Genomic DNA, 24721 nt, shown 5'->3' on the forward strand with positions numbered 1-24721 from the left:
GCATCCGACCGTGTGGAACGGCGCAAGGGCGAGACGGACCGCCGCATCCGCCTGCCGGCAGAAGATCGCCCCGTGAGCAGCGCACGCCGGCCAGCGGCGCTTGCCGCCCGCTGGTGGCGACTGCGTTGGCGTGACCGGGCGCTACTGGCGGAAGCGCTGGTGGTGATCAGCCTCGCCCGGCTGGCGCTTGTCACCCTGCCCTTCCGCCATGTGGTTCGTCTTGCGGCCGCACGACCGACGACACCGCGTGCCGACGATACACCCGCGCACATCATCGGCCGCACCCGCTGGGCCGTCCGCGCCGTGGCGCGCCGTGTGCCGTTCCGGGCCATGTGCCTTGAGCAGGGCCTCACCGCGCGGGTGCTGCTGCGGCGGCGCGGCGTGGCGACGACACTTCATTATGGCGTCGCGAAAGACAGGGAAGGCCGGCTGGCGGCGCATTTATGGGTGCGCGCGGGCGCCCTTGACGTGATCGGCACCGAGAATGCCGACCAGTTCACCCTTGTCGCCACCTTTCCCCCAGCTGAGCGGGCCGGCGACATGTTCGGCGACGGCCACGCGCACTGACCGCCACGCGACCGGTCAGTCCAGCGTCTGCCGGAAGCGCGTGACGGCAATGACCATCGCCACGATCATGATCGCGCTCAGCCCCAGAATGCTCTGCGCCAGGTCGGCCGAGGTTGCCCCCTTCAGCAGAATGCCCCGCACGACACGCAGATAGTGGGTCAGCGGCAGCGCCTCGGCGATCCATTGCGCCCATGTCGGCATGCCGGCGAAGGGAAACATGAAGCCGGACAGCAGGATGTTGGGCAGGAAATACATGAAGGTCATCTGCACCGCTTGCAGCTGGTTCTGCGCCAGGGTGGAGAAGGTGTAACCAATCGCCAGGTTGGTGAGGATGAACAGGCCGGTCAGGACGATGAGGAGGACGAGATTGCCCACGACCGGCACCTGGAACTGCACCACCGCCGCGCCAAGGATCATCGCCGCCTGCAGCGCCCCGACCATGACATAGGGAGCGATCTTGCCCACCATGATCTCCACCGGCCGGATGGGCATGGCGAGCAGAGTCTCCATGGTCCCGCGCTCCACCTCCCGCGTCACGGAGAGCGCGGTGAAAATGAGCATGGTCATGGTGAGGATCGTGCCGAGCAGGCCCGGAACGATGTTCAGCTGGGTGACGGCGGCGGGGTTGTAGCGGGGATGGGTGCGGAACTCGAAGGGAGGCGGGGCGGTCTCCAGCCCGCTGCCCTCGGGCGCGTCGTCAAGGTTGAAACGTTCGCGGCGGACCGAGGTTTCCACCAGACGCCCCAGTGCCGCGAGCGCGCTTGTCGAGGCGACAGGATCGGTCGCGTCGGCCGACACGAGCAGCGCCGGGCTCTCTCCGCGCCGCACCGCGCGCTCGAAGCCGGCGGGAATCTCCACCACGAACAGGACCTGCCCCGAGCGCAGCAAGTGCTCGGCCTCCGCCTCGTTCAAGGGATGGTGGGTGATGGCGAAATACTGGGTGTTCTCGATCGCCGCGAGGATGGCGCGGGTCAGCGCCGATTGGTCATAGGCGAGCACGGCGGTCGGCAAATGGCGCGGCGTGGTATTGATGGCATAGCCGAACAAGATCAGCTGCAGGAGAGGGATCGACACCATCGCGGCGAAGGAGACGCGGTCGCGCAGCAGCTGGATGAATTCCTTGCGCATCATCGCGCCCATGCGGCGCAGGGAACCGGCCGCGCCTCTCACCGGACCTTGCCCTTCGAGCGGTTGATCAGGTCGATGAACACATCCTCAAGGCTTGGGCTGTCAGCGCGCCAGACGAGATCGTCCCGGCCACGGAGACCGGCGATGGCGCGCTCCAGCGCCTCCCGGTCGCGCCCGCCCACATGCACGCTCGTGCCGAATGGAGCGACCAGCTCGAAAGCCGGCACCGCCATCAATTCGCGCGCCAGCGCCGCAGGATCGGGACCGGTGACACGCCACATGTGGAGGGCCGAGTCGGCGACCACCTGCTCCACGCTGCCCTGCGCCAGCAATTCTCCATAGGCGATATAGGCGATCTCGTGGCAGCGCTCGGCCTCGTCCATGTAATGGGTGGAGACGAGCACCGTGACACCTTCCGCTGCCAAATCGTGAATCTGCGCCCAGAACTCGCGCCGGGCCTTGGGATCGACGCCGGCGGTCGGCTCATCCAGCAAGAGCAACTGGGGCCGGGGCAGGATGCACGCACCAAGAGCGAGACGCTGCTTCCAGCCGCCGGAGAGGCTCCCGGCCAGTTGCCGCTCGCGCCCCTGCAGTCCGAGCGCGGCGATGGCCTCTTCCGCCGCCGTCTCGGCATCGGGCACGCCATAGATTCGGGCAACGAATTCAAGGTTCTCCCGCACGGAGAGATCCGCATAGAGACTGAATCTCTGCGTCATGTAGCCGACATGGCGACGGATTCGGCGGCCTTCGGTGAGGATGTCCATGCCGAGGCAGGTGCCCTGCCCCTCATCCGGCGTCAGCAGCCCGCAGAGCATGCGAATGGTGGTGGTCTTGCCGGAACCGTTGGGCCCGAGAAAGCCATAGATCTGGCCGCGCCGGACCCGCATCGAAAGATCGTGCACGACGCGGTGGCCGCCAAAACTCTTGCTGAGGCCGTGCACGTCGATGGCGTAGTCGTTCTCGCCCTCCGCGGCCAGGGGCACTTCCGCCTGCTCCCCCTCCGCCCGCGCGCTCATGGCGCGATCTCGACGGTGACCGGCTGCCCGGGGCGCAGCTTGGAAGGGTCCCGCGGCTTGGCTTCCAGCAGGAACACCAGCTTGGAGCGCTCATCGAGACTGTAAATCACCGGCGGCGTGTATTCCGCGCTGCTGGCGATGAAACTGACGGTGGCGTCGATCGGCTCGGCACAACCATCGCAACTCACCGTCACCGCGCGGCCCATGTGAAACTGCGCAAGGGCCGGTTCCGGCACGAAGAACCGGACCTTGATCAGATCGGGCGGCAGGATCGACACCACGGGCCGGCCCGCCGGCACCAGCTCGCCCACGCGAAAATACACCGTCTCCAACGTGCCGCTCACGGGTGCGGACATGCGTCGCCGGTCCAGCCGCACCTGCGCCACCGCCAGGGAGGCGCGGGCCGCATCCACCGCCTTTTCGGCGGCGGCGATTTCCTCGTCGCGGCCGGCGAGCTTCGCGGCCTCGATCTGGCGGCGCACTTCGTCCAGCGACGCCTCGTTCTGGTTGAAGGTCTGCTGCGCGGTGTCCAGCGCCGCCTTGGAAGAAACCTGCTTGGACTGCAGATCTTTCTGGCGCTCCAGTTCAAGGCGGGAAAGTTCGAGCGCGGCGGCGGCCCGCCTCTCGCCGGCCTCAAGCACGGCCACTTCTTCGGGCCGCTGGGTCGACGCTTTGATGTTGGCGAGCTGGGAAAGCGCCTGCCCCAGGCTCGCTTCCGCCGCCTTCACATTCGCCTGTTGAATGTCGGCATCAACGGTGAAAAGCGGCATTCCCGTGGTGACCACGTCGCCTTCATCCACGCTCAGCTCAACGATGCGGCCCGCCTCGTCCGGCCCGACAAAGATGAAATCGGCCTCCGCATAGCCCTGATACCCGCCGGGCCGGGAGACGACGAACAGGGCGGCGAGTGAAAACAGGACGAGGGTAAGAATGAGGACGACGACATTGGTGGGTAGGCGGAAAGGCAGCGTCATCCTACCCCCAGTGGCGAGGCTCACGAGATCCCGTCTCGCGGTCAGTCCGGCGCTCCCCCGCCCGGCCGGCGGTGACCGGAAAGTATCCGGCCGCGACATCTTGTGCGAACACGCCGAGATAGGGAGCTTCATCATACGATCATTTTCCCTACCCGATTTCCAGCGGCACCCGCAGCTTTATCCTTCCGCTATCGCGATTCAGCCAAAAAAAGTCACTGATCGGCTGCCATCGTTCCGGTGTAAGAACAGCCGCTCCCGGGACTTGGCCCGGGAAATGCTTTGTAGTTGATCCTTATGCATCGCCGGGGGGCGAAGGATGTCATCAGTTGCGGTTTTTCTGCCGGGTCTGTTTGCCGGCTCGTGGATCTGGTCCGCCCAGATCGAAATAATGAGAGAAAAAGGGTACGAGCCTATCGTATTCGACGACCCCTTCGTCAAATTCGGAAAGAACAACAATACAGTCCCTAGCCTCATAAGATTCGTTAAGGACGCCCTACACCAATACCGATCGCAGGAAATAGTGGTATTCGGAAACTCGATGGGCGGGTACATCGGGCTAGCTTTGGCCAGCGACCCGGCCTTCAATGTAAGACAGGCCTTTGTCAGCGGCTGCCCCGGAGCGGGAGAGAACGTGACGCTTGGCCTCGGCGTCAGCCGGATCCTGTCGCTGGATTATGCTCACAAAATATCCCGTGAACTCTTTCACGACCCTTCACGCGTCGACCCGCAGATGGTCGAGACCACTTTTCGCGCGATCGCGAATCGGCAGTGCTTCATGATGGGCATCTCCATCCTGCGGTCGCTGCAGAAGATCGACGTACGCGAGTTCATCGGCGGGGTGGCGGTGGATACTCACCTGATCTGGGGTCTGCACGACCGGGTGACGCCCATCGACCCCTGGCGGGAATTGGCGCTGACCAATCCCTTCCTGCATCTGCACGCCATCGCCGACGCCGGGCACTGCCCGATGATCGAGACGCCGGCCGCTTTCAATGCCGTGCTAGAGCGCACGCTTCGCAAGGAGCGGCCGGCTCGGCCGTCGATGACGTCGGAAGCGCAGCCGACTCCGTGACGGGTCGCCACGCTCCCTTGGGATCAACCTGTGAACGCGACTTCCTGCTTCTCGAAGCGCTGTGAGCCGAAATCCTGATAATGCGTGCAGTAATACTGCCGGGCGATTTCGGCGACGAGGCGGGCGCGGCTGACATGCGAGCCGGGGATCGTCTTGTCGATCCAACTGTCCGGCACGGTGAGAACCATGCCCGTCTCCAGCCGACACAGAATCGCCCGCAACTCCTCGCCAGCCATCTCGCGCGCCCCCTCAAAGCCTGTTCGCCTTGGCTATAGGCTGGGGCGCCGGGTGAAATCCAGCCCTTCATTTCGAGCGGGCCCAGGGCCCGTCTTCCTTTCCCGGCGGGGAGCGATCCGAGACGGTTGCGGGTTCCATGCGGGCGCCAGGACTCCTGAAGGGTGCGACGCGATTCGTCGCGATAGCCGAAGGGCAAACCCGCGCGGGTCAAAACAGAAGCGCTGTTGCCTTAGGGCCACAACGCGCAGAGAGACATGGAAGGCATTGTAAAAAAATACTTTTTAGATCACCGCACGCGAGAAAACGCGGCCTGCAACCTGCGACAGAGAGAAAGACCCTGCCTTCATTCGCGTCACTTTCCCAACGGTAGTTTTCTACAGAGCGATCTGTGTTATGAGGTGCTAGGGTTTGGCGGTGGCACTCTGTGTCTTCGAAACTCAAGGGGCTCTGATGCGAATTGTGTTGTCGATGGCGGCTGTGGCTGCTCTTTCGTTCGGCGCGGCCGGTGCCGCTGCCGCCCAGGATGCGTGCCAGACCGCTGGCCGGTTGGCCTCGGCTGCCGGCTCGGTCATGATCGACAAGGGCAACGGCTTTACGCCGGGCGTGATCGGTACGTCGCTGAAGACGGGCGACAAGGTCTCCGTGCGCGGCCAGGGCAATGCCGTCGTCGATTTCGGCGACAACCGGACGGTCACCATTCCCAGCTCCACCACCGAAACACTGCGCGCTCCCGGCTGCGGCTTCGGCGTGACCAATTCGGGCGGGAACCCGGGCCTCGCTATTGGCGGCATGCTGGCGGCCGGCGGTGGCCTCGCCGCGGCGCTCTCCACCATCGACAACGGCGGCAGCAGCGTCATCATCATTCCCGTCAGCCCCTGAGCCTGAAACGCTGACCTCGGCGGCTTGGGTGCATCTCAGTGCGCCCACCTATTTCCCCGCATGCATGAGTCGCGGCGCGCTCGTTGCTGGGATGGCCGCCTCTATCCCCGAGGTGAAAATCACCTCCGCTCGGACAGATCGCCAAGCGCCGCATCTCGCCCCAGCCGGCTTGGCTTGACCGGCCGCCTCGTCCGAAGGAGCATGGCCTGCTCCGACCGCGCCACGACACAACAAGACGGCGGAGCGGGAGGATCGCATGCCTGCTCGCACGAGCGCGGCTATCGCCGCCGGCCTTGTTCTGCTGATCAGCACAGCCTTGGCCGACCCCTCGGGTGATCCCTCCGCGGCCAGTTCCACCGATGGCCTGTACAGCGACGCCCAGGGCAACCCCACCTACCAGATCGGCAAGGATGGAACGGTCGACTGGTATACGTCGATCGGCTACCTCCGTTACACCGCCAACTGCCTGCAGTGCCATGGCCCGGACGGCCTTGGCTCCAGCTTCGCCCCCTCGCTGACCGACGCGCTGCAGTCCCTGAACTACAGCCAGTTCATCGACACCGTCACCAACGGCAAGCAGAATGTGAGCGCGAGCCAGGATCTGGTGATGCCGGCCTTCGGCACCAATCCGAATGTGATGTGCTTCATCGACGCCATTTTCGTCTATCTCCGCGCCCGGTCGGATGGCGCCCTCGGGCGGGGCCAGCCGGCGAACAGCGCGCCGCGGCCGGCCGGCTACACCGCCCGCGAGGATGCATGCCTCGGCTAGGCGTTCTTACGGTAGCGTGATGCCTAGGTCTGCCCGATGCTAGTCTGCGTCGCATTCGCCGTGAGGGTCCGATTCGAACGGACCTGTGAGGCGAGGCTGCCTTTATCCGCGTCGCCAGCCCGGCGGGTCGTGGGATGGCATTCTGTCCTCCGTCGCCCGAGAGCCCCCGATGACCGCCGACCGCCCCGCTTCCCACCTTTTCTACCAAAGCCGCCTGCGCCGGCCGCTGCTGGCCCATGGCGAGGGCGTCTATCTCTGGGACAGCGCGGGCAAACGCTATCTCGACGGCTCAAGCGGCGCGATGGTCTCCAATATCGGCCATTCCAACCCCGCCGTGCTCGATGCCATGCGCCGGCAGATGGAGCTTTCCACCTTCGGCTATCGGCTGCATTTCGAAAACGAGCCCGCCGAGCGGCTCGCCACCCGCATTGCGGAACGCATGCCGGAAGGGCTGGACCGGGTGTTCTTCGTCTCCGGCGGTTCGGAAGCGGTGGAGAGCGCGCTGAAGCTCGCCCGGCAATATGCGGTGGCGCGCGGGCAGGCCGAGCGCTGGAAGGTGATTTCGCGTTTTCCCTCCTATCACGGCTCGACGTTGGGGGCGCTGGCGGTCACCGGCATGTCACTCATGAGTGCGCCCTTTGCGCCGATGCTGCGGGAAATGCCGAAAATCCCCGCCCCCACCTGCTATCTCGACCGCGACGGACTCACATTGGAAGAGCGCGGCCTGCGTTACGCCCACATGCTGCGCGAGGAAATCCTGCGGCAGGGACCGGAGACCTGCCTCGCCTTCATCATGGAGCCGGTCGGGGGCGCCTCCACCGGCGCGCTGGTGGCGCCCGATGGCTATTACGCCGCCATTCGTGCCATCTGCGATGAGTTCGGCCTGCTGCTGATCTGCGACGAGGTGATGAGCGGGGCGGGACGCACCGGGCGCTATCTCGCCAGCGAGCATTGGAGCCTGCGGCCGGACATCGTGGCGCTCTCGAAAGGCTTCGGCGCCGGCTACGCCCCGCTCGGGGCCATGGTGGCGGACAACATCGTCGCCGAGACGGTGATCGACCATGGCGGTTTCGTCCATGGCCACACCTATGCCGGCAATCCGCTCGCCTGCGCCGCCGGCCTCGCCGTGGTCGACGAAATCGACCGGCTCGACCTGATCGCCGCCGCCGCGCGACAGGGCGCGGTGCTGAAGGCGCGGCTGCAAGGGCTGATGGCGCGCTTCCCCTTCATTGGCGACGTGCGCGGCAAGGGACTGCTGTTGGCGTTCGAACTGGTGGCGGACCGCGCGACCATGGCCCCCCTGCCGGTGGAGCTGAACGCGCATCTGCGCCTTGTCGATATCGCTTACGAGGCCGGGCTGATCATCTATTCCCGCCGCACCCGCGGCGGGCGCATCGGCGACCATTTCATGGTGTGTCCGCCGCTGATCGTCACCGATGAGCAGATCGACGAGATCATGGAGAAGCTCGGCGGCGCGCTGGAAGTCTTCGCGGCCGAGGCCCGGCTGCCGGTGGGAGGCGCGTGATGAGCTCACCCGTCATTCTCACCTGCGCCGTCACCGGCTCGATCCATACGCCGTCGATGAGCCCCTATCTGCCGATCACGCCCGAACAGATCGCCGAGCAGGCGATCGAGGCGGCGGAAGCGGGGGCGGCGATCCTGCATCTGCACGCCCGCGATCCCGCGACCGGCTCGCCCTCGGCCGATCCCGCGCTGTTCCAGGACATCGTGGCGCGCATCCGCACCCGCTGCGACGCCGTGCTGAATCTCTCCACCGGCGGCTCCTCGCGCATGACGCTGGACGACCGGCTCGCAGCGGCACGCCTCATCGAGCCGGAAATGTGCTCGCTCAACATGGGCTCGATGAATTTCGGCCTGTTCCCTCTCGCCGATCGCTATGACTGGAAGCACGAGTGGGAGCGTGGCTTTCTGGAAGCCACCCGCTCGGTCATCTTCCGCAACAGTTTCGAGGATATCGAGACCATTCTCACCGATCTCGGCGCGGGGCGCGGGGCGCGGTTCGAGCTGGAATGCTACGATGTCGGCCATCTCCAGACCGTCGCCTTCTACATCAAGCAGGGGCTGCTGAAGCCGCCGGTGTTCCTGCAATTCGTGCTCGGGGTGCTGGGCGGCATCGATGCGGCGCCCGAGCAGCTGATGCACATGAAGGCCAGCGCCGACCGGCTGCTCGGCAGCGACTATCAGTTCTCCGTGCTCGCCGCCGGCCGCCAGCAAGTGCCGCTCGGCACCATGGGCGTCATTCTCGGCGGCAATGTGCGGGTAGGGCTGGAGGACAACCTCGCCATCGCACGTGGCGAGCTCGCCACCTCAAACGCCGCGCAGGTGCGCAAGATGCGGCGGATCATCGAGGAACTCGGCCATCGCCTCGCCACCCCGGACGAGGTGCGCGCCCGGCTTGGCCTCAAGGGTGCCCCTTCCATCGCAACCGGGAGCCCCGCCCCATGAAAGTGATCTTCGATGCCGCGCAGAAGAAGCACTATCCCGGCTTCTTTCTGACCAGCGGGGCGCGCGCCCCGAACCCGGAAGTGCCCGCCCGCGCCGACATTCTGTTCGCCGCTGCCCGCGCCGCCGGCCTCACGCCGGAGGAGCCGCCCGATCTCGGCCTTGCGCCGGCCGCCGCCATCCACACGCCGGAATATCTCGCCTTCCTCAAAGGCATCTTCGCGCGCTGGCAGCGCATCGAAGGGGCGTCGGAGGAGGTGATCCCGAACATCCATCCCAATGGACGCGGGGGCTCCTACCCGCTCTCCGCCGTCGGCCAGGCCGGCTACCACATGGCCGACACCTCCTGCCCCATCGGGGCGGAAACCTATCAAGCCGCCCTGCGTAGCGCCCACGCCGCCGCCCATGCGGCGCAGCTTGTGCAGAAGGGTGCCGCGGCGGCCTATGCGCTCTGCCGCCCGCCCGGCCATCACGCCTTCGCGGATATGGCCGGCGGCTTCTGCTACCTCAACAATTCCGCCATCGCCGCGCAGAGGCTTCGCGCAAGCACCGCCCGCGTCGCCATACTCGACATCGACGTGCACCACGGCAATGGCACGCAGGGTGTGTTCTACGACCGGGCCGACGTGCTCACCGTCTCCCTCCACGCCGACCCGGCCCGCTTCTACCCCTTCTTCTGGGGCCATGCGGCGGAGCGCGGCGACGGCGCGGGCCTCGGCTACAATCTGAACCTTCCGCTACCGCGCAAGACCGGCGACGAGGGCTTCCTCACCGCGCTGGATCACGCCTTGTCGCGCATCGCCGCCTTCTGTCCGGGGGCGCTCGTCATCGCCCTCGGGCTCGACGCCTATGAGGGCGATCCCTTCGCCGGCCTCAGCGTTTCCACCCCCGGCTTCGGCCGCATCGGGGCCAAGATCGGCGAACTCGGCCTGCCCACCGTGGTGGTGCAGGAAGGCGGCTATGTCTGCGATGCCCTGGGCGACAATCTCGTCGCCTTCCTCGACGGTTTCCGTTCCAGCCATCGCGTGGTGACGGAGGCCGGCCGGTGACGTCGGCAGGCACGCGCCCGGCGCCGACGATCCGGCCGATGGAGCGGGCCGACCTCACCGCCGCCGCCGACATGATCGCACGGCTGGCGCATCACGTCCGGCCCGGCTTTCGACCGGGCGCCGATGCCGCGAGCCTGGAGCGCTATGGCCCGACCGGGCTGGGCCTGTTCGAGGCGGTCATCGCCCGGCGGGACAGCGCCGCAGTGGGGCTCTGCCTCTACACCTACGCCTTTTCCGGCTGGCGCGGCCGGCCCGGGGTGTTCATCGAGGACCTCTATGTCGCGGAGACGGAGCGCGGCAGCGGCCTCGGGCGCGCCCTGCTGGCCGCCGTCATCGCCCGCGAGGCGCCAAAGGGCTGCAGCTTCATCAAGCTGCATGTCGACAAGGCCAATGCCGGCGCCCAGGCCTTTTATGCGCGGCTCGGCTTCGTGCCGGAAGCGCATGACGACACCCTCACCCTCGAAGAGGAGGGCTTGCGCGCGATCACCGCAACGTTCTGAAGGCGCCGCTCAGTTCCGCAGCCCCGGCGCTTCCTGCCCGGTGCGCGCGACATATTCGACATAGCCGCCGCCATATTGGTGGATGCCGTCCGGCGTCAGTTCCAGCACGCGGTTCGACAGCGCGGCGAGGAAGTGCCGGTCATGGCTGACGAACAACATCGTGCCCTCATAGTCCGCCAGCGCGGCGATGAGCATTTCCTTGGTGGCGATGTCGAGATGGTTGGTCGGCTCGTCGAGCACCAGGAAGTTCGGCGGGTCGTAGAGCATCCGGGCCATGGCGAGACGCGCCTTCTCGCCGCCTGAGAGCACCCGGCACTTCTTCTCCACATCGTCGCCGGAGAAGCCGAAGCAGCCGAGCAGGGAACGCAGCGACCCCTGCCCCGCCTGCGGAAAGGCGTCTTCCAGCGTCTCGAACACGGTGCGCTCGCCTTCCAGCACCTCCATGGCGTGCTGGGCGAAATAGGCCATCTTCACGCTGCCGCCCACCGCGACGCTGCCATCGTCTGGCGCGGTCTCGCCCGTCACCAGCTTGAGCAGGGTCGACTTTCCGGCACCGTTGACGCCCATCACGCACCAGCGCTCGCGCCGGCGCACATGGAAATCCAGCCCCTCATAGATGCGCCGGGCGCCGTAGCTCTTATGCACATTCTTCAGGCTGACCACATCCTCGCCGGAGCGCGGCGGCGGCTGGAACTCGAACGCCACCGTCTGGCGCCGGCGCGGCGGCTCGACACGCTCGATCTTGTCGAGCTTCTTCACCCGGCTCTGCACCTGCGCGGCGTGGGATGCGCGGGCCTTGAAGCGTTCGATGAAGGCGATTTCCTTGGCCAGCATCGCCTGCTGGCGCTCGAACTGCGCCTGCTGCTGCTTTTCGGCGAGCGCCCGCTGCTGGGCATAAAACTCATAGTCGCCGGAATAGGAGGTGAGCGCGCCGGCGTCGATCTCGACGATCTTGTTGACGATGCGGTTCATGAAGGCGCGGTCATGCGAGGTCATCATCAGCGCGCCGTCGAAATTCTTCAGGAACGCCTCCAGCCAGATCAGGCTCTCAATGTCGAGATGGTTGGAAGGCTCGTCGAGCAGCATCACGTCGGGGCGCATGAGCAGGATGCGGCCGAGCGCGACGCGCATCTTCCAGCCGCCGGAGAGGCGGCCGACATCGCCCTCCATCATTTCCTGCGAGAAACCGAGGCCGGCCAGCACCTCGCTCGCCCGGCCTTCCAGCGAATAGCCGTCCAGCTCCTCGAAGCGCGCCTGCACCTCTCCATAGCGCTCGATGACGGCATCCATCTCGTCGGCACGGTCGGGGTCGACCATGGCCGCTTCGAGCTCGCGCAGTTCGGCGGCAATGCTGCTCACCGGGCCGGCGCCGTCCATCACCTCCGCCAGCACCGACTTGCCGGCCATGTCGCCGACATCCTGGCTGAAATAGCCGATGGTGATGCCGCGATCGACCGAGACCTGCCCCTCATCCGGGGCCTCTTCGCCGGTGATGAGGCGGAACAGCGTGGTCTTGCCGGCGCCGTTGGGGCCGACGAGCCCCACCTTCTCGCCCTTCAGCAGCGTCGCCGACGCCTCGATGAAGACGAGTTGCTTGCCGTTCTGCTTGCCGATGGAATCGAGCCGGATCATGCGCGCGGGAGGTCCTAGAGAGAAGCTCCCGCGCGTTTAAGCCATTCCCGGCTCCGGAGGAAGGGCCGGCGCCTTCCACCCTGCTGCGGTGCAGCGATCAGACCGGCGAGACGCGCCAGATGCAGTCGCCGACATCGTCGACGCACAGAAGCCCGCCGCGCTTGTCGACGATCACCCCCACCGGGCGCCCCAGCGCCTTGCCGTCGACGCGGAAGCCGCCGAGGATTTCCTCCGGCGGGCCAGCCGGCTTGCCGTGCTCGAAGGGCACGAAGATCACCCGGTAGCCGGAGGGCGGGTTGCGGTTCCAGGAGCCGTGCTGGCCGATGAAGACACCGTTGCGGAAGCGCGCGCCGAAACGGTCGTCATCGACGAAGGTGAGGCCGAGCGAGGCGGTGTGGGAGCCGAGCGCATAATCCGGCTTGAGCGAGGCCGCGACCAGATCCGGCCGCTGCGGCTTCACCCGCTCGTCGACGATCTTGTCGTAGTAGCAATAGGGCCAGCCATAGAAGGCGCCGTCCTTCACCGAGGTCATGTAGTCCGGCACCAGATCGTCGCCGATCTCGTCGCGCTCGTTGACGCTGGTCCACAATTCGCCGGTCACCGGGTTCCAGTCCATGCCCACCGGGTTGCGCAGGCCGCCGGCGAAGACGCGGTATTTTCCCGTCGCGATGTCGACTTCCAGAATGGCGGCGCGGTCCACCTCCTCCTCCATGCCGAACTCGGCGACGTTGGAGTTGGAGCCGACGCCGACATAGAGCTTGGTGCCCTCCTTGTTGGCGACGAGGCTCTTGGTCCAGTGGTGGTTGCGGCCGGACGGCAGGTCGCAGATCTTCACCGGGGGCGCGTCGATGCGGGTGGCGCCGGGCACATAGGGGAAACGCACCAGCGAATCCGCGTTCGCCACATAGAGCTGGTCACCCACCAGCGCCATGCCGAAGGGCGAGTAGAGGTTCTCGATGAAGGGCAGCTTGATCTCGGCGACCCCGTCGCCATCGGCGTCGCGCAGCAGGGTGATGCGGTTGGCGCTCTTCACGCCGGCGCCGGCGCGCACCATCACGAAGCCCATCGCCCACCAGCGCAGGCTGAAGATGCCGGCCGGCCAGGGCGGGCCGGCGGTCTCGGCGACGAGAATGTCGCCATTGGGCAGTTCATAGACCCAGCGCGGATGGTCGAGGCCCTCGGCGAAGAAGCTCACCTTGAAACCCGGAGCGGGCTTGGGCTTCTGGCCGGGCCCCCAGCCGACGGCCGGGGCGATCTTCATGATGGGGATGAGGGTCGGCTTGGGCTTCGGCAGCTTGGGCAGGTCGCCATAGCCGGCTTCCTCGGCAAGGGCGGGTGCCTTGCGCAGATCCGTGAGGAAATGGACGACGCCGGTGATGCAGGCGCCCAGAAAGCCGCTGATCTTCACGTAGTTGGCCATGACTGGCTCCGGCAGAGGGGGATGCGCCATCTCAGCCCGGAAAGTCGCGCCAGCGCAATAGCGCCTTCGGCTTATCCTACCTCGGATAGGTCGGCACTGCTGCCGACCGCGGGAAAGTCGACGCGCTGGCGCAACCCAACGGCCATGTTTTCGAGGATCAGGCTGCCCCCGCTGCGGGTGACAATCTGCTCGGCGATGGCAAGGCCCAGCCCCGCCCCCGGCGCACCGCGCGCCGGATCGACGCGAAAGAAGGGCTCGAAGACGTGGGGCAGCAATTCCTCGGGAATCCCCGGGCCGACATCCTCGATCACCACCCGGCCGAGGCCTTCGACCGCCTCCACCCGCACACGCGCCTGCCGTCCGTGGGTGGCGGCATTGATGAACAGGTTGCGCAGCGCGCGCCGCAACGCCTCCGGCCGGGCCTGGATGATCACCGGAGAGGCGCGCTCCAGGGACACCGCATATCCGATCGCCCGCAGTTCCGCGACCGTGTCGGCCACCATGGCGTCCAGAGACAGTGTCTCGCCCCGACCATCCTCCACCTCCTCGCGCACCAGCCGAATGGCGCTGTCGGCGATCCCGTCGAGTTCGTCGAGGTCGTCGATGAAGGCCGCGCGCTCCTCCTCCGCCAGGAACTCGGCCCGCAGGCGCATGCGCGTCATCGGGGTGCGAAGATCGTGACCGGCGGCGGCGACCAGCCGCATGCGGCTTTCCATCACCTGATGCAGCCGCGCCGCAAGCTGGTTGATGGCGCGCGCCGCCGCCCGCACTTCGGCGGGGCCTTTCTCCGCGACAGGATGGAGGCCACTGCAGGGCGTGATGGCATCCGCCGTGCGCTGCAGCAGCGCCAGCGGTTCGGTGAAGCGGCGGACCGCGAGCACCATGACCAGCGTTACGCCCACGGCCACCAGCAGGATCCAGCCCACCAGAGCCCAGCCTCTTTGCGGGCCCGGCATCGGAATCCCCAGGGGCATGATCATCCAGCGCCCATCCGCCAGCGAGGCTGAGACCACGGGCCAGTCGAAATCCGCCGGGTTGGAAACGACGACATGCAGCTTATGTCCGCGGCGCATCAGGACGCTATTGATGGCGTCGGTCATCGGCCGGATCTGGGGCCCGCCAGCCGGCGCGTCGGCGATGCGACCATAAGGCCCCTCTTCCAGCGAGCCCTGGCTGCGCGCGGCCAGATCGGCCAGCATGCTGATCTGTGTCGCCGCCGCCTCGTCAACCCGCGCGAAATTGGGCTGCTTCAGGAAGAGCATCGAGAGGCCCGTCGCCAGCAGAAGCACGCCAAGAACGGAACCGACCAGCAGCGCCGTGAACTTGGCGCGCATGGACATCATCGCGAAACCTCGCCCTCATCGGCCGCAGGTTCCACGCGCGCGGCGAGCTGATACCCCCCGTTGCGCAATGTCTTGATGATCTGGAAACTGCCGGCATCGCCCATCTTTCGACGCAGCCGGCTGATGAGGACATCGATGGACCGGTCGAAGCCGGAAGGGACCCGCCCGTGGGTGAGGTCCAGCAGCTGCTCGCGCGACAGCATGCGTCCCGGGCGTTCGAGAAAGGCGAGGAGCAGGTCGAACTCGGCGCCGGTGAGCACGATTTCCCGCCCTTGCGAATCCCACAGCTGGCGGCTGGTGGAATCGGCGAGGAAGCCGCCGAAACGCAGGCGCAGCGCCGGCGCCGGCGTGGTGTCGCGCGGCGAGAGACGGCGGAGAACGGCGCGGATGCGCGCCACCAGCTCGCGCGGATTGAACGGCTTGCCGAGATAATCGTCGGCGCCGATCTCCAACCCGATGATGCGATCCACATCCTCCTTCAGTGCGGTGAGGAGGATGATGGGAACGGAGGAGCGAGTGCGGATCGTCCGGCACAGGTCGAGCCCGGACACATCCGGCAGCATGAGATCGAGCACGATGAGATCGATGCGCCCCTCGGCGAGGCGGCGCTCGGCCTCCTTGCCATCGGCCGCCAGCGACACGCGGAAATTCTGCTCGGCGAGATAGCGCCCGAGCAGCTTGCGAATCTGCTGGTCGTCGTCGACCACGAGTATGTGCGGGCCGCTGCCCGCTTCCGAACCGCGCATGTCGTTCATGCCGCCGCTATACGCGCCCGATGCGGCCTCCGCCGGAAAATTTTGCGAACCAGCGTTGCCGGGCCGCCAAGCGCAACGTTGGGCAACAATTGTGGCGCATTTTGCCGGCAGCGGGAAACATGCCTGAAACACGAGGGCGCGTCGACACGCCGCCATTTTTCCAGCTTCCGGGCGAGTCTGGATTCGCTTCAACGCACATGGTATCGCCTTGAAACCAAAGGTCATCAACTTGGCGTTACCCATGCAGGCATCATTCGACAGCGACCGCGTTCTCCGCTGGATCGTCGTTTATCTCGCTGTCATTTCCGGTGAGGACAGCGATACGATCGACCCGGACATGCCGCTTTCGCATTTCGACCTCGATTCCGTGGACGCCGTCGAAATGGCGCTCCAGTTCGAGACGACGTTCGATCGTCAGATCGGAGCGGAGTTCTTCCTCGCCGCGAACGCGACGGTGCGGGGGCTTGCCGAGCTGATCATCGCCAATGCCGCCGCGCACGCCGATTGATCCCGAGGCGCTGCGGCCCTCGCCGCGCATCCACGCGGCCTCGCGTCTCGACGCGTCCTATCTCGCCTATGCCAAGTCCATCGCGCACGGGAATTCCGACCCGGCGCTGCGCCTCGAGGTGTGCCGGCAGTTCGTTCGCTGCGGCATGATCGGCGAGACGGTCGCCATGCTCGCCACTCTCATGGATGTGCGCGATCTGCGGGGCAGCGTGACGGAGATCATGGGGGAGCTGCGCGCGCTGCGCCGGGCGCGCAGCGAGGAGCACGTGTTCGCTCCCGTGGGGGGCAACGCCGATGCGGGGTCGAAGGACCGCGGTTACTGGGTGGTGCCGGCCGATTCGGACATGACGCTGATCGCCTTTGCCGGCAAGGCGCAGTTGCTGGGCCTGTCCATCTATTTCATGCACAGCCTGCTCGGTCGGCTGAATGCCAACCTGATCTATCTCTTCGACTGGTCGAACAACTTCTATTTCGGCGGCGTGTCGGGGCTGGGCGGCAGCGTCGACGCGACGGTCGAGCGCCTGCGCGGCCTCTGCGCGGAGCTGAAGTCGCGCCGTGTGCTCTGCCTCGGCCAGTCCGCCGGCGGCTTTGGCGCGCTCCATTACGGCGCGAAGCTCGGCGCCGATGGCGTCATGACCTTCAGCCCCATCCTCCTGCCGGTGACGCGGGGCAAGGTGCGCGAGCGCATCGGCAACCGGATCGGACGCCCGCTCACCGATGCCGACACGCAGCTGCGCGAGCAGATTGCCGCGGCCCCGAGGGCGCCGCATATCGAGATCGTCTACGGCACCGAGAATAAGGCGGACGTGGCCTCCGCGCGCTATCTCGCGGAACTGCCCATGGTCGTCGAGCATCCCCTGCCGGGGGTCAGCGACCATGGGACGATCCAGGTCACCGTCGCCAATAATACGTTCGGACCGCTGCTGGACAATTTCGTCCGCGCCTGCGGCCCCGGCGGCTGGAGGGGCGGCGATCAGCCGTCGAGCTGCGACAGCCAATAGGTCATCGCGGGCATCATCCGTTCGATCTCGGCCCCATTGGCGAGGGGGCGCTTGTTGGCTTCGAGGAACCAGAACTGCAGATCCTGGTCGACGGCCAGGTCGATGCCGAACTCATAGCAGGCGCCAAGGCCCGGCTGCTGGCACAGCGTGCTGGCGATTTGCCGACACAGCGCCTGGGCCTCGCGGACCTTGCCCTCGGGATCGGCCGCCCCACGCGCGATGAAATAGGATTCCGCGTCGATCAGCGCGCTGCCCTTGGCCCGGTTCGATATCAGCTTGGACCCAAGCGAGACGCGGCCGGTCAGGCGGAAGAAGTCCCAGCCATCGTCCGGCCGACGCACCATGTCGGCACGCACCGTCGCCGGCTGCCCGGCCAGGTCGTGGGTGTCGATGAAGCGCTGCACCAGATAGGTGCGGTAGCCCATGCGCACGCGGATGGCGCCCATGACGCGCGCAATCGCGTCCGCGCGCGTGCCCCGCCAGGAGTGCTCGTCCTTGTGAACGGCAACCTCGTCGCCCTGGGGAATGAGGAAGAAGATTCCGGTGCCCAGCGAGCCATCGGCGCGCTTGACCACGATGGGGCCGCCGGCCAGCCATTCGGCGATCTGCGCCTCGACCCGTTCGGCGACGAGCACCTCTTCAGGAATGATATGCGGCTTCAGATGCGGATAGGCGGCCAGCATCGCGGCCATCTGGTGCTTGTCATAGCCATCGAAGGCGAGAACCTTGGTGCGCGCCCGCAGCCAGGCATCAACGACGCGATGCGCGGGCCGGGTCGGCGGCGCGGCCGCCACCACGAGCCGCGGCACCGGGACATCGACCGCCCTCCAGGCCCCGTCGACATACTCATGCGCCCTGATCCGCTCCGCTTCCATGTCGCAGTCGGCGCTGCGGGCCAGCAGCACCCGCACGCCGCGATAGGCCGCCTCGCCAACGACGGCGCGCAGCCGGATCGGCGAATAGGATTGGTGAAGGGTGGTCTCATGTCCGAGAAGGAGGATCGTCGGCGTATCGGGCATCGCATGTTCCATTCGCAGAAGCGCCGTTCTAGCGGGCGCCGAGACTGGCGAAAACTCCCGCACGGGGCTGGGGCCCCACATTTTTTCGGGCGCTTCTCCGCCAAGAGCGACGCACGGCCCCGCGCACGCCAGCCGAGGGAACCAAGCCGCCGCCCCGCCGCTTAATCGCCGGAGGTGGGGATGGAGCACTGGTCATTGCCGGCATGGCTGCTTGGCGTATGGGACCGCCTGCGGTCAAGTTTCTGGTTCTTGCCCTCGGCGATGGCCGCCGGTGCCACCGCACTTTCCTTTGCCCTCGTCTGGCTCGACACATGGCTGGGCCAGGAGTCGATCGAGCGACTGGGCTGGCTCTACGGCTTCGGGCCGGAGGGTGCACGCGCGGTGTTGTCCGCCGTCGCCGGCTCGATGATCACCGTCGCCGGCCTCACCTTTTCAATGACCATGCTGACGCTGCAACTGGCCTCGCAGCAATTCGGCCCGCGACTGCTGAGCAGCTTCATGAGCGACCGCGGCAACCAGCTGGTGCTGGGAACCTTCACCAGCACATTCCTCTACTGCCTGCTGGTGCTGCGCACCGTGCGCGGCACCGAGGACGCAAACTTCGTTCCGCATCTGTCCGTTACCTTCGGCGTCGTGCTGGCCGCGCTGAGCCTCGCCGTACTGATCTACTTCATCCATCACGTCGCCAATTCGATCCGCATCGAAACGGTGCTTGCCGATCTCTCTCAGGAGACACGAGGCACCATCGAGCGTCTCTTTCCGGCCCAGATGGGCCAGGAGCCGGAACGGCGCGACGGCCACACCCCTGCCAGCCTGCTCCACATGCTGGAGGGGGATTCACGCGCGGTGTTCGTTGACGGCAGCGGCTATGTGCAGCGCCTCGACGAGGCGGCCTTGATGCGCATCGCCACCGAACATGATCTGGTCATCGGCGTGGATTCGCCTCCGGGCCGGTTCGTCACCGAGCGGATCCCGCTGCTCCGCGCCGCCCCCCGGGCGCGTGTGTCGGAGGCGGTGGAGGATCGCCTGCGCCAGGCTTTCGTCCTTGGCGCGGATCGCACGCCCATGCAGGACCTGCAGTTCTCTCTTCACCGGTTTGTCGAGATCGCGCAGCGCGCCCTCTCCCCCGGCATCAACGACCCAACCACGGCGCTGTACTGCATCGACAGGCTCGAACAGGCCCTATGCCTGCTGGCCGAGCGCGACATGCCGTCTCCGGTGCGGGCGGACGAAGCGGGGCGGCCGCGGGTGCTCGTCCCGGTCAACACGTTCGAGGAATTCGCCTGTCCCGCGCTGGCGGCCATCGCCCGCTATGGGATGAACGATGCCGACGTGGTGCGCCAGCTGCTCGCCAGCACGAAGGGGCTGGAAACCATCGCGCCTCGCAATGCGCGCGACGCCTTACGGCGTCTGGCCGCCGCCATCGAATCCGAAAGCGGAGCCTCGCTCAAATCCTTCGACATCGGCGTTTCACCCCACGGGCCTACCTATCCCTATGGATGATGTCTCTCCCCGATCCGATTCTCGCCAAGGCCATGGCGGGTGCTAACATCGGGACAAAGACGCATTCACCGGGAGTAAACGCCATGTCGCCGTCCGCCACCCAGCCGAGCCTCTTCGGCCCTTCGCTGCTGCATGATCCTGTCTTCAACCGCGGCAGCGCCTTCTCGGCCGAGGATCGGGCGCGGCTCGGGCTTGAGGGCTTCCTGCCGCCGGTGGCCGATACGCTGGAGACGCAGGTGGCGCGCATTCACCTGCAGCTCTCGGCGCTCGACAATGACCTGCAGAAATATCTGCTGCTGAGCGACCTGCAGGCGCGCAACGAGACGCTGTACTACGCGGTGCTGATGTCCGATCCGGCGGTGTTCATGCCGCTGGTCTATACGCCCACCGTGGGCGAAGCCTGCCAGAAATACGACCATGTGCTGCGTGCCACGCGCGGCCTGTATCTGCCGATCACGTTCAAGGGTCGGCTGAAGGAGGTTCTGTCGCACTGGCCGCAGAAGGATGTGCGCTTCATCGTCGTCACCGATGGCGAGCGGATTCTCGGGCTCGGCGATCTCGGCGTGAACGGCATGGGCATTCCGGTCGGCAAGCTCGCGCTCTATTCCGTCTGCGCCGGCGTGCCGCCGGAAATGACGCTGCCGATCACCCTCGATGTCGGCACCAATAACGGCACGCTGCTCGACGATCCGCTCTATCTCGGCCTGCGCCAGAACCGGGTGCGCGGCGCGGAGTACGACGCCTTCATCGCCGAGTTCGTCGAGGCGGTGACCGAGCTGTTCCCGCTGTGCTGCCTGCAATGGGAAGACTTCGCCAACATCAACGCCGTGCCGATCCTTGAGCGCTACCGCGACCAGATCTGCACCTATAATGACGACATCCAGGGCACGGCCGCCGTCGCCGTGGCGGGCATTTACGGCGCGCTCAAGCTCTCGGGCCAGAAGCTCACCGACCAGACCTTCCTGTTCCTCGGCGGCGGCTCGGCGGCCACCGGCATCGCCGAGCTGATCAGCGAAGCCATGGTGCTGGAAGGCGCGACCATCGAGGAAGCCCGCGCCCGCAACTGGCTGTTCGACGTGAACGGGCTGATGGTGAATTCGCGCAGCGACATCGCCGGCTTTCAGAAGCCCTTCGCCCATGACCACGCGCCGATCTCGAATTTCGTCGAGGCCATCGAGGCGATCCGGCCGACGGGGATCATCGGCGTCAGCACCGTGCCGAAGCTGTTCAACCAGGCGGTGATCGAGGCGATGGCGCGGATCAATGCCCGGCCGATCATCTTCCCCTACTCCAACCCGACCTCACGCTCGGAATGCACGGCGGAAGAGGCCTATAAATGGTCGAACGGCCAGGCCATCTTCGCCAGCGGCAGCCCGTTTCCGCCGCTGGAGTTCGGCGGCAAGCGTTTCGTCCCGGGCCAGGGCAACAATGTCTACATCTTCCCGGCCATGGGAATGGCGGTGCTCGCCACCCAGGCCAGCCGCGTGACCGAGGACATGTTCATCGTCGCCGCCAAGGCGGTGGCGGAACAGGTGACGCCAGAAGACCTCGCGCTCGGGCTGATCTATCCGCCGCAGCGCGACATCCGCAAAGCCTCGCTGCATGTGGCGGCGCGCATTGCCGAACTCATCTTCGACAAGGGCCTCGCCCGCGTGCCGCGCCCCGCCGATATCGAGGCCCACATCAACGAACTGGCCTATATCCCCCGCTATCCCGCGCTGTGACGGCGCGGGTCAGCTGCGGACCTGGCGGGTCACCGCCAGGATGGCATCGATGCCGGCACCGGCTTCGGGATAGCCGGCGTCGCGCAGCGCGGTGAAAAGGCGCCGGGCGGAGACGAAGTCGCGGAGATGGTAGTAGGACCAGGCTCGGATCGACATCAGGTCCTGCTGCTCCGGGGCGAGGTGGCTGCGCTCGTCGAGCGCCAGGATGGCCTCGACATAGCGGGCATCGCGATAGGCGGCGATCGCCCGCTGGGCGAGCAGGTCCGCGCTCAGCGTCACCGCCCGTGCCGGGGGCTGGGGCGTCTCGAGGGCGGCGACCTGGGCCTCGTTGGTCAGGCCGAGCCGCATATAGGCCAGAGACTTGCCATAGGCCGCATCTTCCGCCGTCCGGCCGGCACCGCCGCGGACGGCGACGTCGAAGGCGTTGATCGCCTCACGGGGACGGTTAAGCTCAAGCAGGCACCAGCCGCGCGCAAGGCCCTCTTCGGGTGACACGCGGCCGGCACGAAACGCCGCATCGCCGGCGCTGGAACACGGAGCGTTGCGCGGGGCGGAAGCACCGGGGGCCGGGCCGTCGTCATATCCAGCCAGCCTTTCCGGCAGGGCTCCATTAAGCGGCAGGGGCGCGGCGACTGCGGCCGTTGGCCGGCTGACGGGCAAGGGCGTTGACGGCGAGGCCGCGGCCGGCTGCGAGGCAACCGTCGGCGCACGGCTCGCCAGCCGGCGGCGGGCGGCCGGCGACACCAGCGCCAGAATGCGCTCGGACTTCCCCGCCCAGTTAGCGGCGATCGCGTCAAGGGTCGCGGTGTCCTTCAGCCGCTGGCTGGCAAGCGCCAGCCCATAGGCGGACACTTCATCCGCCGGCGCCCATTGCACGGCGGTACGGAACCAGGAGGCGGCGGTGCGGATCTGCCCGGTATTGTAGGCGTACCAGCCGAGCGCCTGCGCCCCGGTGGCGGATTTCGCCTCCTGCACGACCGGGGCGAACCGGGCGACGACCGACTGGTCGAGGCGCGGCGGCGGTGCCGTGGCCAGCAGGCCCGCCATGAGGTCGATATAGGCCTTGCGGTTGCTCGCCCCGGCATCGCGCCACTGATAGGCGATCGGCTCCGCCTCCTGGGCGCGGCCGGTGGCGGCGAGCGCCAGCACATAGCCCTCGGCCGCCGAGGCCCCGCCCTGCCGGTCCAGCGCCAGCTTGAACCAGTCGACCGCCCGCGCCGCGTCGCCGCGGCGGAAGGCGTACCAGCCGAGCACCAGCGCATCGTCGGCGACCGTTCCATTGCGGGCCAGTTGCTCCAGCGCCGCGATGTCGTCAGACGAGACCGAAACCGACGTATCCTGCGCGGCGCGGCCGACACGCATGCGCAGGAGGTCTTCGCGCAGGCCGGCGAATTCGGGCGTATTGTCCGGATTGGCGCGGGCGAGCACCGCGTCGAGATCGGGACCGTCGAGCAGTTGCAGCGCCTTTTGCGCCGTGGCGACGCGCTCCTGCGGATTGGGGCAGGAGGTCAGGATGTAGATGAACAGATCCTTGGCGCGCTGGGGCGCCCCGGTCCGCACGAAGGCTTCCGCCACGCGCCAGAGCACGTCCATATTGGCGCAGACGAGCATGCCGGGCGTGTCGGTGGCGATGCGCAGGACGGAAGCCCATTGCTTGGCCTCCGAGGCATTGACCAGCCGGCGGGCGGCCTCGCCCTCGGCGAGCCGCGCCATCAGATCGGCCGGCGGCTGCCAGCCCGGCTCCGACGCCTGACGCTGGGCGATGGCGGCCCGGATGTCGGAGAACTTCCCTTCGGCGAACAGCGCCCACAAGCGCGGAATGTCGGGGTCCTGGTCCGGCGTCGGGGAGAACAGGTCCTTGGGCGGCTGCCAGTTCGGATAAAGCGCCCGCAGCCGTGCGATTTCGGCGTCCAATCGCTGCTTGTCGCCTTGGGCGGCGAAAAAGCGCAGCGCCGATTCATCGACTTTCGGCGTCGCGGCGGCTCCGGCAGGAGCGGCGCCACTGTCAGAGGGCGAGGCGAGTTGCTGGCCGATGGCCGGGACGGCGGCCGCCCCGACCAGGATCAGCAAAAGCACCCTCAGCGAAGACATGTCGGATATTTCTCACTCACCAGCGACAGGCTAAGAAGATAAAGGGTCGACGGGTAGTACTGGCTCGGTTGCAGGCGCCTGAGATCGGCCGGAATCGCCGTGCCGTCGATCGCACAGGCCAGCGTCGCCGCCAGCATCCGGTAGCCGGGCTCCGACAGCCGGGCCAGGGCCTTGCCGGTCGGGATATTCACGATCGCCGGCATTCCCCCGTTCTGCACCATCCAATTGTTGAGAATGGCTTTTTGAACGTCGGAGTCGGGGATACCGGCGCGCAGAAGGTAAAGAACTATCCTTAACGAATTGTAACCAAAGACTGGTTCGAAGCCCTCCGCCGGCGCCAGCGGGCGACCGGCCGGCGCGGAAATCCAGTCGGGCGGCAGCTTGGCCGGGCCGAGGCGGGCGAGGGACAGCAGTTCCCGGCCGGAGGCGGCAAGGCCCGCCCAGTCGACGTCAGGCGCGAGCCGGGCAAAGACCGGAAAGGCCTCGAAGATCCAATAGGACAGGTTCAGCACCGGCCCGTCCGGCCGCTCGCCGACCGAAAAGCCGGTGACGCCCGGCAGCAGCACGAGCCGGCCCGCCTCACGCCGCACCACCTGCTGCCCGAGCGCCCGCGCGATGCGGGTCGCGCTGCTCACATAGTCCGGAACGCTCCACGCCTCCCCCGCGAGGGCAAGCGCATAGGCGATGAGAATGTCGCCGTCGCTGGCGGCATTGATATCGGTGACGTGCGGGTCCGCATCCGGGTCCCAGCGCCAGGCCGCGAGGCCGTCGTCGCGGATCAGCAGTTCGGTACGGGTAAAGGTCCATATCCGCTCGAACCCCGCCTTGTCGCCGGCGAGATAGGCGAGCAGCATGCCATAGCCCTGCCCTTCGGAATGGCTGATCCGGCCGTTCGCGTCGTCGATGACCCGGCCGCTGGGATCGACGAAGCGTGCGGAATAGGCGGCCCAATCGTCGCGGGAGATCATGCCGGGCGGCTCCTTTGCGAAGGCGCCCGGCGCGACGAGAAACGCCGCCGCCATCAGCATCACGGCAACGACGCCGGCCCCCCGGCGCAGACGCACCATCGGGC

The 24721-nt window shown here is 67.0% G+C and carries 23 protein-coding genes; 12 read left to right on the top strand and 11 right to left on the bottom strand.

Annotated elements, in window-relative coordinates:
• Window positions 1-72: 72 nt before the first annotated feature.
• Window positions 73-567, top strand: coding sequence for a lasso peptide biosynthesis B2 protein (locus tag K9D25_RS00125; RefSeq protein ID WP_244378090.1), 495 nt, complete (start codon window positions 73-75; stop codon window positions 565-567).
• A 15-nt stretch (window positions 568-582) separates the two neighbouring features.
• Here the strand turns inward: K9D25_RS00125 and K9D25_RS00130 are convergent, their stop codons facing one another.
• Genes K9D25_RS00130 through K9D25_RS00140 form a run of 3 tightly spaced genes read right to left on the bottom strand, consistent with a single transcriptional unit; the run spans window position 583 to window position 3685 of the window.
• A complete protein-coding gene (locus K9D25_RS00130; protein WP_244378092.1) occupies window positions 583-1695 on the bottom strand; it encodes an ABC transporter permease in 1113 nt (370 codons plus the stop codon).
• A 38-nt stretch (window positions 1696-1733) separates the two neighbouring features.
• Window positions 1734-2711 (bottom strand): ABC transporter ATP-binding protein, encoded by a 978-nt coding sequence (locus K9D25_RS00135; protein WP_244378094.1) that lies wholly within the window; start codon window positions 2709-2711, stop codon window positions 1734-1736.
• Window positions 2708-3685 (bottom strand): HlyD family secretion protein, encoded by a 978-nt coding sequence (locus tag K9D25_RS00140; RefSeq protein ID WP_244378098.1) that lies wholly within the window; start codon window positions 3683-3685, stop codon window positions 2708-2710. The genes K9D25_RS00135 and K9D25_RS00140 overlap by 4 nt, the downstream gene beginning before the upstream one ends.
• 316 nt (window positions 3686-4001) lie before the next feature.
• Between K9D25_RS00140 and K9D25_RS00145 the strand changes: the two genes are divergently transcribed.
• Complete coding sequence (locus K9D25_RS00145; RefSeq protein WP_279613765.1) at window positions 4002-4757, top strand: alpha/beta fold hydrolase; 756 nt, start codon at window positions 4002-4004, stop codon at window positions 4755-4757.
• Between the two features lie 23 nt (window positions 4758-4780).
• Here K9D25_RS00145 and K9D25_RS00150 read toward each other — a convergent pair whose 3' ends face one another.
• Entirely contained in the window at window positions 4781-4945 is a 165-nt protein-coding gene (locus K9D25_RS00150) for a hypothetical protein (RefSeq protein WP_244378100.1), read from the bottom strand.
• A 463-nt stretch (window positions 4946-5408) separates the two neighbouring features.
• Here K9D25_RS00150 and K9D25_RS00155 point away from each other — a divergent pair, with 463 nt between their 5' ends.
• The 6 genes from K9D25_RS00155 to K9D25_RS00180 all read left to right on the top strand — a co-directional run bounded on the left by K9D25_RS00155 (window position 5409) and on the right by K9D25_RS00180 (window position 10654).
• Window positions 5409-5873: a hypothetical protein gene (locus K9D25_RS00155; RefSeq protein WP_244450943.1), complete on the top strand. Its 465-nt coding sequence runs from the start codon at window positions 5409-5411 to the stop codon at window positions 5871-5873.
• Window positions 5874-6129: 256 nt separating this feature from the next.
• Complete coding sequence (locus K9D25_RS00160) at window positions 6130-6642, top strand: c-type cytochrome, methanol metabolism-related (protein WP_244378101.1); 513 nt, start codon at window positions 6130-6132, stop codon at window positions 6640-6642.
• 169 nt (window positions 6643-6811) lie between these two features.
• Window positions 6812-8167 carry an aspartate aminotransferase family protein gene (locus K9D25_RS00165; protein ID WP_244378102.1) on the top strand — a complete coding sequence of 452 codons (1356 nt, stop codon included), beginning with the start codon at window positions 6812-6814 and terminating at the stop codon, window positions 8165-8167.
• Window positions 8167-9108, top strand: coding sequence for a 3-keto-5-aminohexanoate cleavage protein (locus K9D25_RS00170; protein ID WP_244378104.1), 942 nt, complete (start codon window positions 8167-8169; stop codon window positions 9106-9108). Before K9D25_RS00165 ends, K9D25_RS00170 begins: the two co-directional genes overlap by 1 nt.
• Window positions 9105-10154 (top strand): histone deacetylase family protein, encoded by a 1050-nt coding sequence (locus K9D25_RS00175; protein ID WP_244378106.1) that lies wholly within the window; start codon window positions 9105-9107, stop codon window positions 10152-10154. Before K9D25_RS00170 ends, K9D25_RS00175 begins: the two co-directional genes overlap by 4 nt.
• Window positions 10151-10654 carry a GNAT family N-acetyltransferase gene (locus K9D25_RS00180; protein ID WP_244378108.1) on the top strand — a complete coding sequence of 168 codons (504 nt, stop codon included), beginning with the start codon at window positions 10151-10153 and terminating at the stop codon, window positions 10652-10654. The genes K9D25_RS00175 and K9D25_RS00180 overlap by 4 nt, the downstream gene beginning before the upstream one ends.
• A 9-nt stretch (window positions 10655-10663) precedes the next feature.
• Here the strand turns inward: K9D25_RS00180 and K9D25_RS00185 are convergent, their stop codons facing one another.
• From K9D25_RS00185 to K9D25_RS00200, 4 genes are all read right to left on the bottom strand, one after another.
• Window positions 10664-12286: an ABC-F family ATP-binding cassette domain-containing protein gene (locus K9D25_RS00185; RefSeq protein WP_244378111.1), complete on the bottom strand. Its 1623-nt coding sequence runs from the start codon at window positions 12284-12286 to the stop codon at window positions 10664-10666.
• 97 nt (window positions 12287-12383) lie between these two features.
• Window positions 12384-13706, bottom strand: a complete 1323-nt coding sequence (locus K9D25_RS00190) for a PQQ-dependent sugar dehydrogenase (protein ID WP_244378112.1) — start codon at window positions 13704-13706, stop codon at window positions 12384-12386.
• 71 nt (window positions 13707-13777) lie between these two features.
• A complete protein-coding gene (locus K9D25_RS00195) occupies window positions 13778-15040 on the bottom strand; it encodes an ATP-binding protein (protein WP_244378113.1) in 1263 nt (420 codons plus the stop codon).
• 5 nt (window positions 15041-15045) lie between these two features.
• Window positions 15046-15804 (bottom strand): response regulator transcription factor, encoded by a 759-nt coding sequence (locus K9D25_RS00200; protein WP_244378114.1) that lies wholly within the window; start codon window positions 15802-15804, stop codon window positions 15046-15048.
• Window positions 15805-16045: 241 nt separating this feature from the next.
• Here K9D25_RS00200 and K9D25_RS00205 point away from each other — a divergent pair, with 241 nt between their 5' ends.
• Window positions 16046-16312, top strand: coding sequence for an acyl carrier protein (locus K9D25_RS00205; protein WP_244378116.1), 267 nt, complete (start codon window positions 16046-16048; stop codon window positions 16310-16312).
• Window positions 16290-17312 carry a hypothetical protein gene (locus K9D25_RS00210; RefSeq protein ID WP_244378118.1) on the top strand — a complete coding sequence of 341 codons (1023 nt, stop codon included), beginning with the start codon at window positions 16290-16292 and terminating at the stop codon, window positions 17310-17312. The genes K9D25_RS00205 and K9D25_RS00210 overlap by 23 nt, the downstream gene beginning before the upstream one ends.
• Here the strand turns inward: K9D25_RS00210 and K9D25_RS00215 are convergent.
• On the bottom strand, window positions 17285-18331 hold the full coding sequence (locus K9D25_RS00215) for a YheC/YheD family protein (protein WP_244378120.1): 1047 nt from the start codon (window positions 18329-18331) through the stop codon (window positions 17285-17287). The two genes, K9D25_RS00210 and K9D25_RS00215, sit on opposite strands and share 28 nt — an antisense overlap.
• Window positions 18332-18511: 180 nt before the next feature.
• Between K9D25_RS00215 and K9D25_RS00220 the strand changes: the two genes are divergently transcribed.
• A complete protein-coding gene (locus K9D25_RS00220; RefSeq protein ID WP_244378122.1) occupies window positions 18512-19834 on the top strand; it encodes a DUF2254 domain-containing protein in 1323 nt (440 codons plus the stop codon).
• Window positions 19835-19917: 83 nt separating this feature from the next.
• Window positions 19918-21558, top strand: a complete 1641-nt coding sequence (locus K9D25_RS00225) for an NAD-dependent malic enzyme (protein ID WP_244378124.1) — start codon at window positions 19918-19920, stop codon at window positions 21556-21558.
• A 9-nt stretch (window positions 21559-21567) separates the two neighbouring features.
• Here K9D25_RS00225 and K9D25_RS00230 read toward each other — a convergent pair whose 3' ends face one another.
• Together K9D25_RS00230 and K9D25_RS00235 are read right to left on the bottom strand one after the other, a co-directional pair.
• Window positions 21568-23649 carry a hypothetical protein gene (locus K9D25_RS00230; protein ID WP_244378126.1) on the bottom strand — a complete coding sequence of 694 codons (2082 nt, stop codon included), beginning with the start codon at window positions 23647-23649 and terminating at the stop codon, window positions 21568-21570.
• Window positions 23637-24716, bottom strand: a complete 1080-nt coding sequence (locus K9D25_RS00235) for a glycosyl hydrolase family 8 (protein ID WP_432207901.1) — start codon at window positions 24714-24716, stop codon at window positions 23637-23639. Before K9D25_RS00235 ends, K9D25_RS00230 begins: the two co-directional genes overlap by 13 nt.
• Window positions 24717-24721: the final 5 nt, after the last annotated feature.

This window comes from Ancylobacter polymorphus, from assembly GCF_022836935.1.
Lineage (GTDB): Bacteria > Pseudomonadota > Alphaproteobacteria > Rhizobiales > Xanthobacteraceae > Ancylobacter > Ancylobacter polymorphus_A.

What these genes read in the sequence shown, in the direction of transcription:
- K9D25_RS00135 (WP_244378094.1), bottom strand. Translation starts at nt 2,711, where the DNA reads ATGAGCGCGCGGGCGGAGGGGGAGCAGGCGGAAGTGCCCCTGGCCGCG.
- K9D25_RS00195 (WP_244378113.1), bottom strand. Translation starts at nt 15,040, where the DNA reads ATGCGCGCCAAGTTCACGGCGCTGCTGGTCGGTTCCGTTCTTGGCGTG.
- K9D25_RS00225 (WP_244378124.1), top strand. Translation starts at nt 19,918, where the DNA reads ATGTCGCCGTCCGCCACCCAGCCGAGCCTCTTCGGCCCTTCGCTGCTG.
- K9D25_RS00220 (WP_244378122.1), top strand. Translation starts at nt 18,512, where the DNA reads ATGGAGCACTGGTCATTGCCGGCATGGCTGCTTGGCGTATGGGACCGC.
- K9D25_RS00205 (WP_244378116.1), top strand. Translation starts at nt 16,046, where the DNA reads ATGCAGGCATCATTCGACAGCGACCGCGTTCTCCGCTGGATCGTCGTT.
- K9D25_RS00215 (WP_244378120.1), bottom strand. Translation starts at nt 18,331, where the DNA reads ATGCCCGATACGCCGACGATCCTCCTTCTCGGACATGAGACCACCCTT.
- K9D25_RS00160 (WP_244378101.1), top strand. Translation starts at nt 6,130, where the DNA reads ATGCCTGCTCGCACGAGCGCGGCTATCGCCGCCGGCCTTGTTCTGCTG.
- K9D25_RS00230 (WP_244378126.1), bottom strand. Translation starts at nt 23,649, where the DNA reads ATGTCTTCGCTGAGGGTGCTTTTGCTGATCCTGGTCGGGGCGGCCGCC.
- K9D25_RS00210 (WP_244378118.1), top strand. Translation starts at nt 16,290, where the DNA reads ATGCCGCCGCGCACGCCGATTGATCCCGAGGCGCTGCGGCCCTCGCCG.
- K9D25_RS00185 (WP_244378111.1), bottom strand. Translation starts at nt 12,286, where the DNA reads ATGATCCGGCTCGATTCCATCGGCAAGCAGAACGGCAAGCAACTCGTC.
- K9D25_RS00170 (WP_244378104.1), top strand. Translation starts at nt 8,167, where the DNA reads ATGAGCTCACCCGTCATTCTCACCTGCGCCGTCACCGGCTCGATCCAT.
- K9D25_RS00140 (WP_244378098.1), bottom strand. Translation starts at nt 3,685, where the DNA reads ATGACGCTGCCTTTCCGCCTACCCACCAATGTCGTCGTCCTCATTCTT.
- K9D25_RS00235 (WP_432207901.1), bottom strand. Translation starts at nt 24,716, where the DNA reads ATGGTGCGTCTGCGCCGGGGGGCCGGCGTCGTTGCCGTGATGCTGATG.
- K9D25_RS00150 (WP_244378100.1), bottom strand. Translation starts at nt 4,945, where the DNA reads ATGGTTCTCACCGTGCCGGACAGTTGGATCGACAAGACGATCCCCGGC.
- K9D25_RS00130 (WP_244378092.1), bottom strand. Translation starts at nt 1,695, where the DNA reads ATGCGCAAGGAATTCATCCAGCTGCTGCGCGACCGCGTCTCCTTCGCC.
- K9D25_RS00175 (WP_244378106.1), top strand. Translation starts at nt 9,105, where the DNA reads ATGAAAGTGATCTTCGATGCCGCGCAGAAGAAGCACTATCCCGGCTTC.
- K9D25_RS00145 (WP_279613765.1), top strand. Translation starts at nt 4,002, where the DNA reads ATGTCATCAGTTGCGGTTTTTCTGCCGGGTCTGTTTGCCGGCTCGTGG.
- K9D25_RS00165 (WP_244378102.1), top strand. Translation starts at nt 6,812, where the DNA reads ATGACCGCCGACCGCCCCGCTTCCCACCTTTTCTACCAAAGCCGCCTG.
- K9D25_RS00190 (WP_244378112.1), bottom strand. Translation starts at nt 13,706, where the DNA reads ATGGCCAACTACGTGAAGATCAGCGGCTTTCTGGGCGCCTGCATCACC.
- K9D25_RS00200 (WP_244378114.1), bottom strand. Translation starts at nt 15,804, where the DNA reads ATGAACGACATGCGCGGTTCGGAAGCGGGCAGCGGCCCGCACATACTC.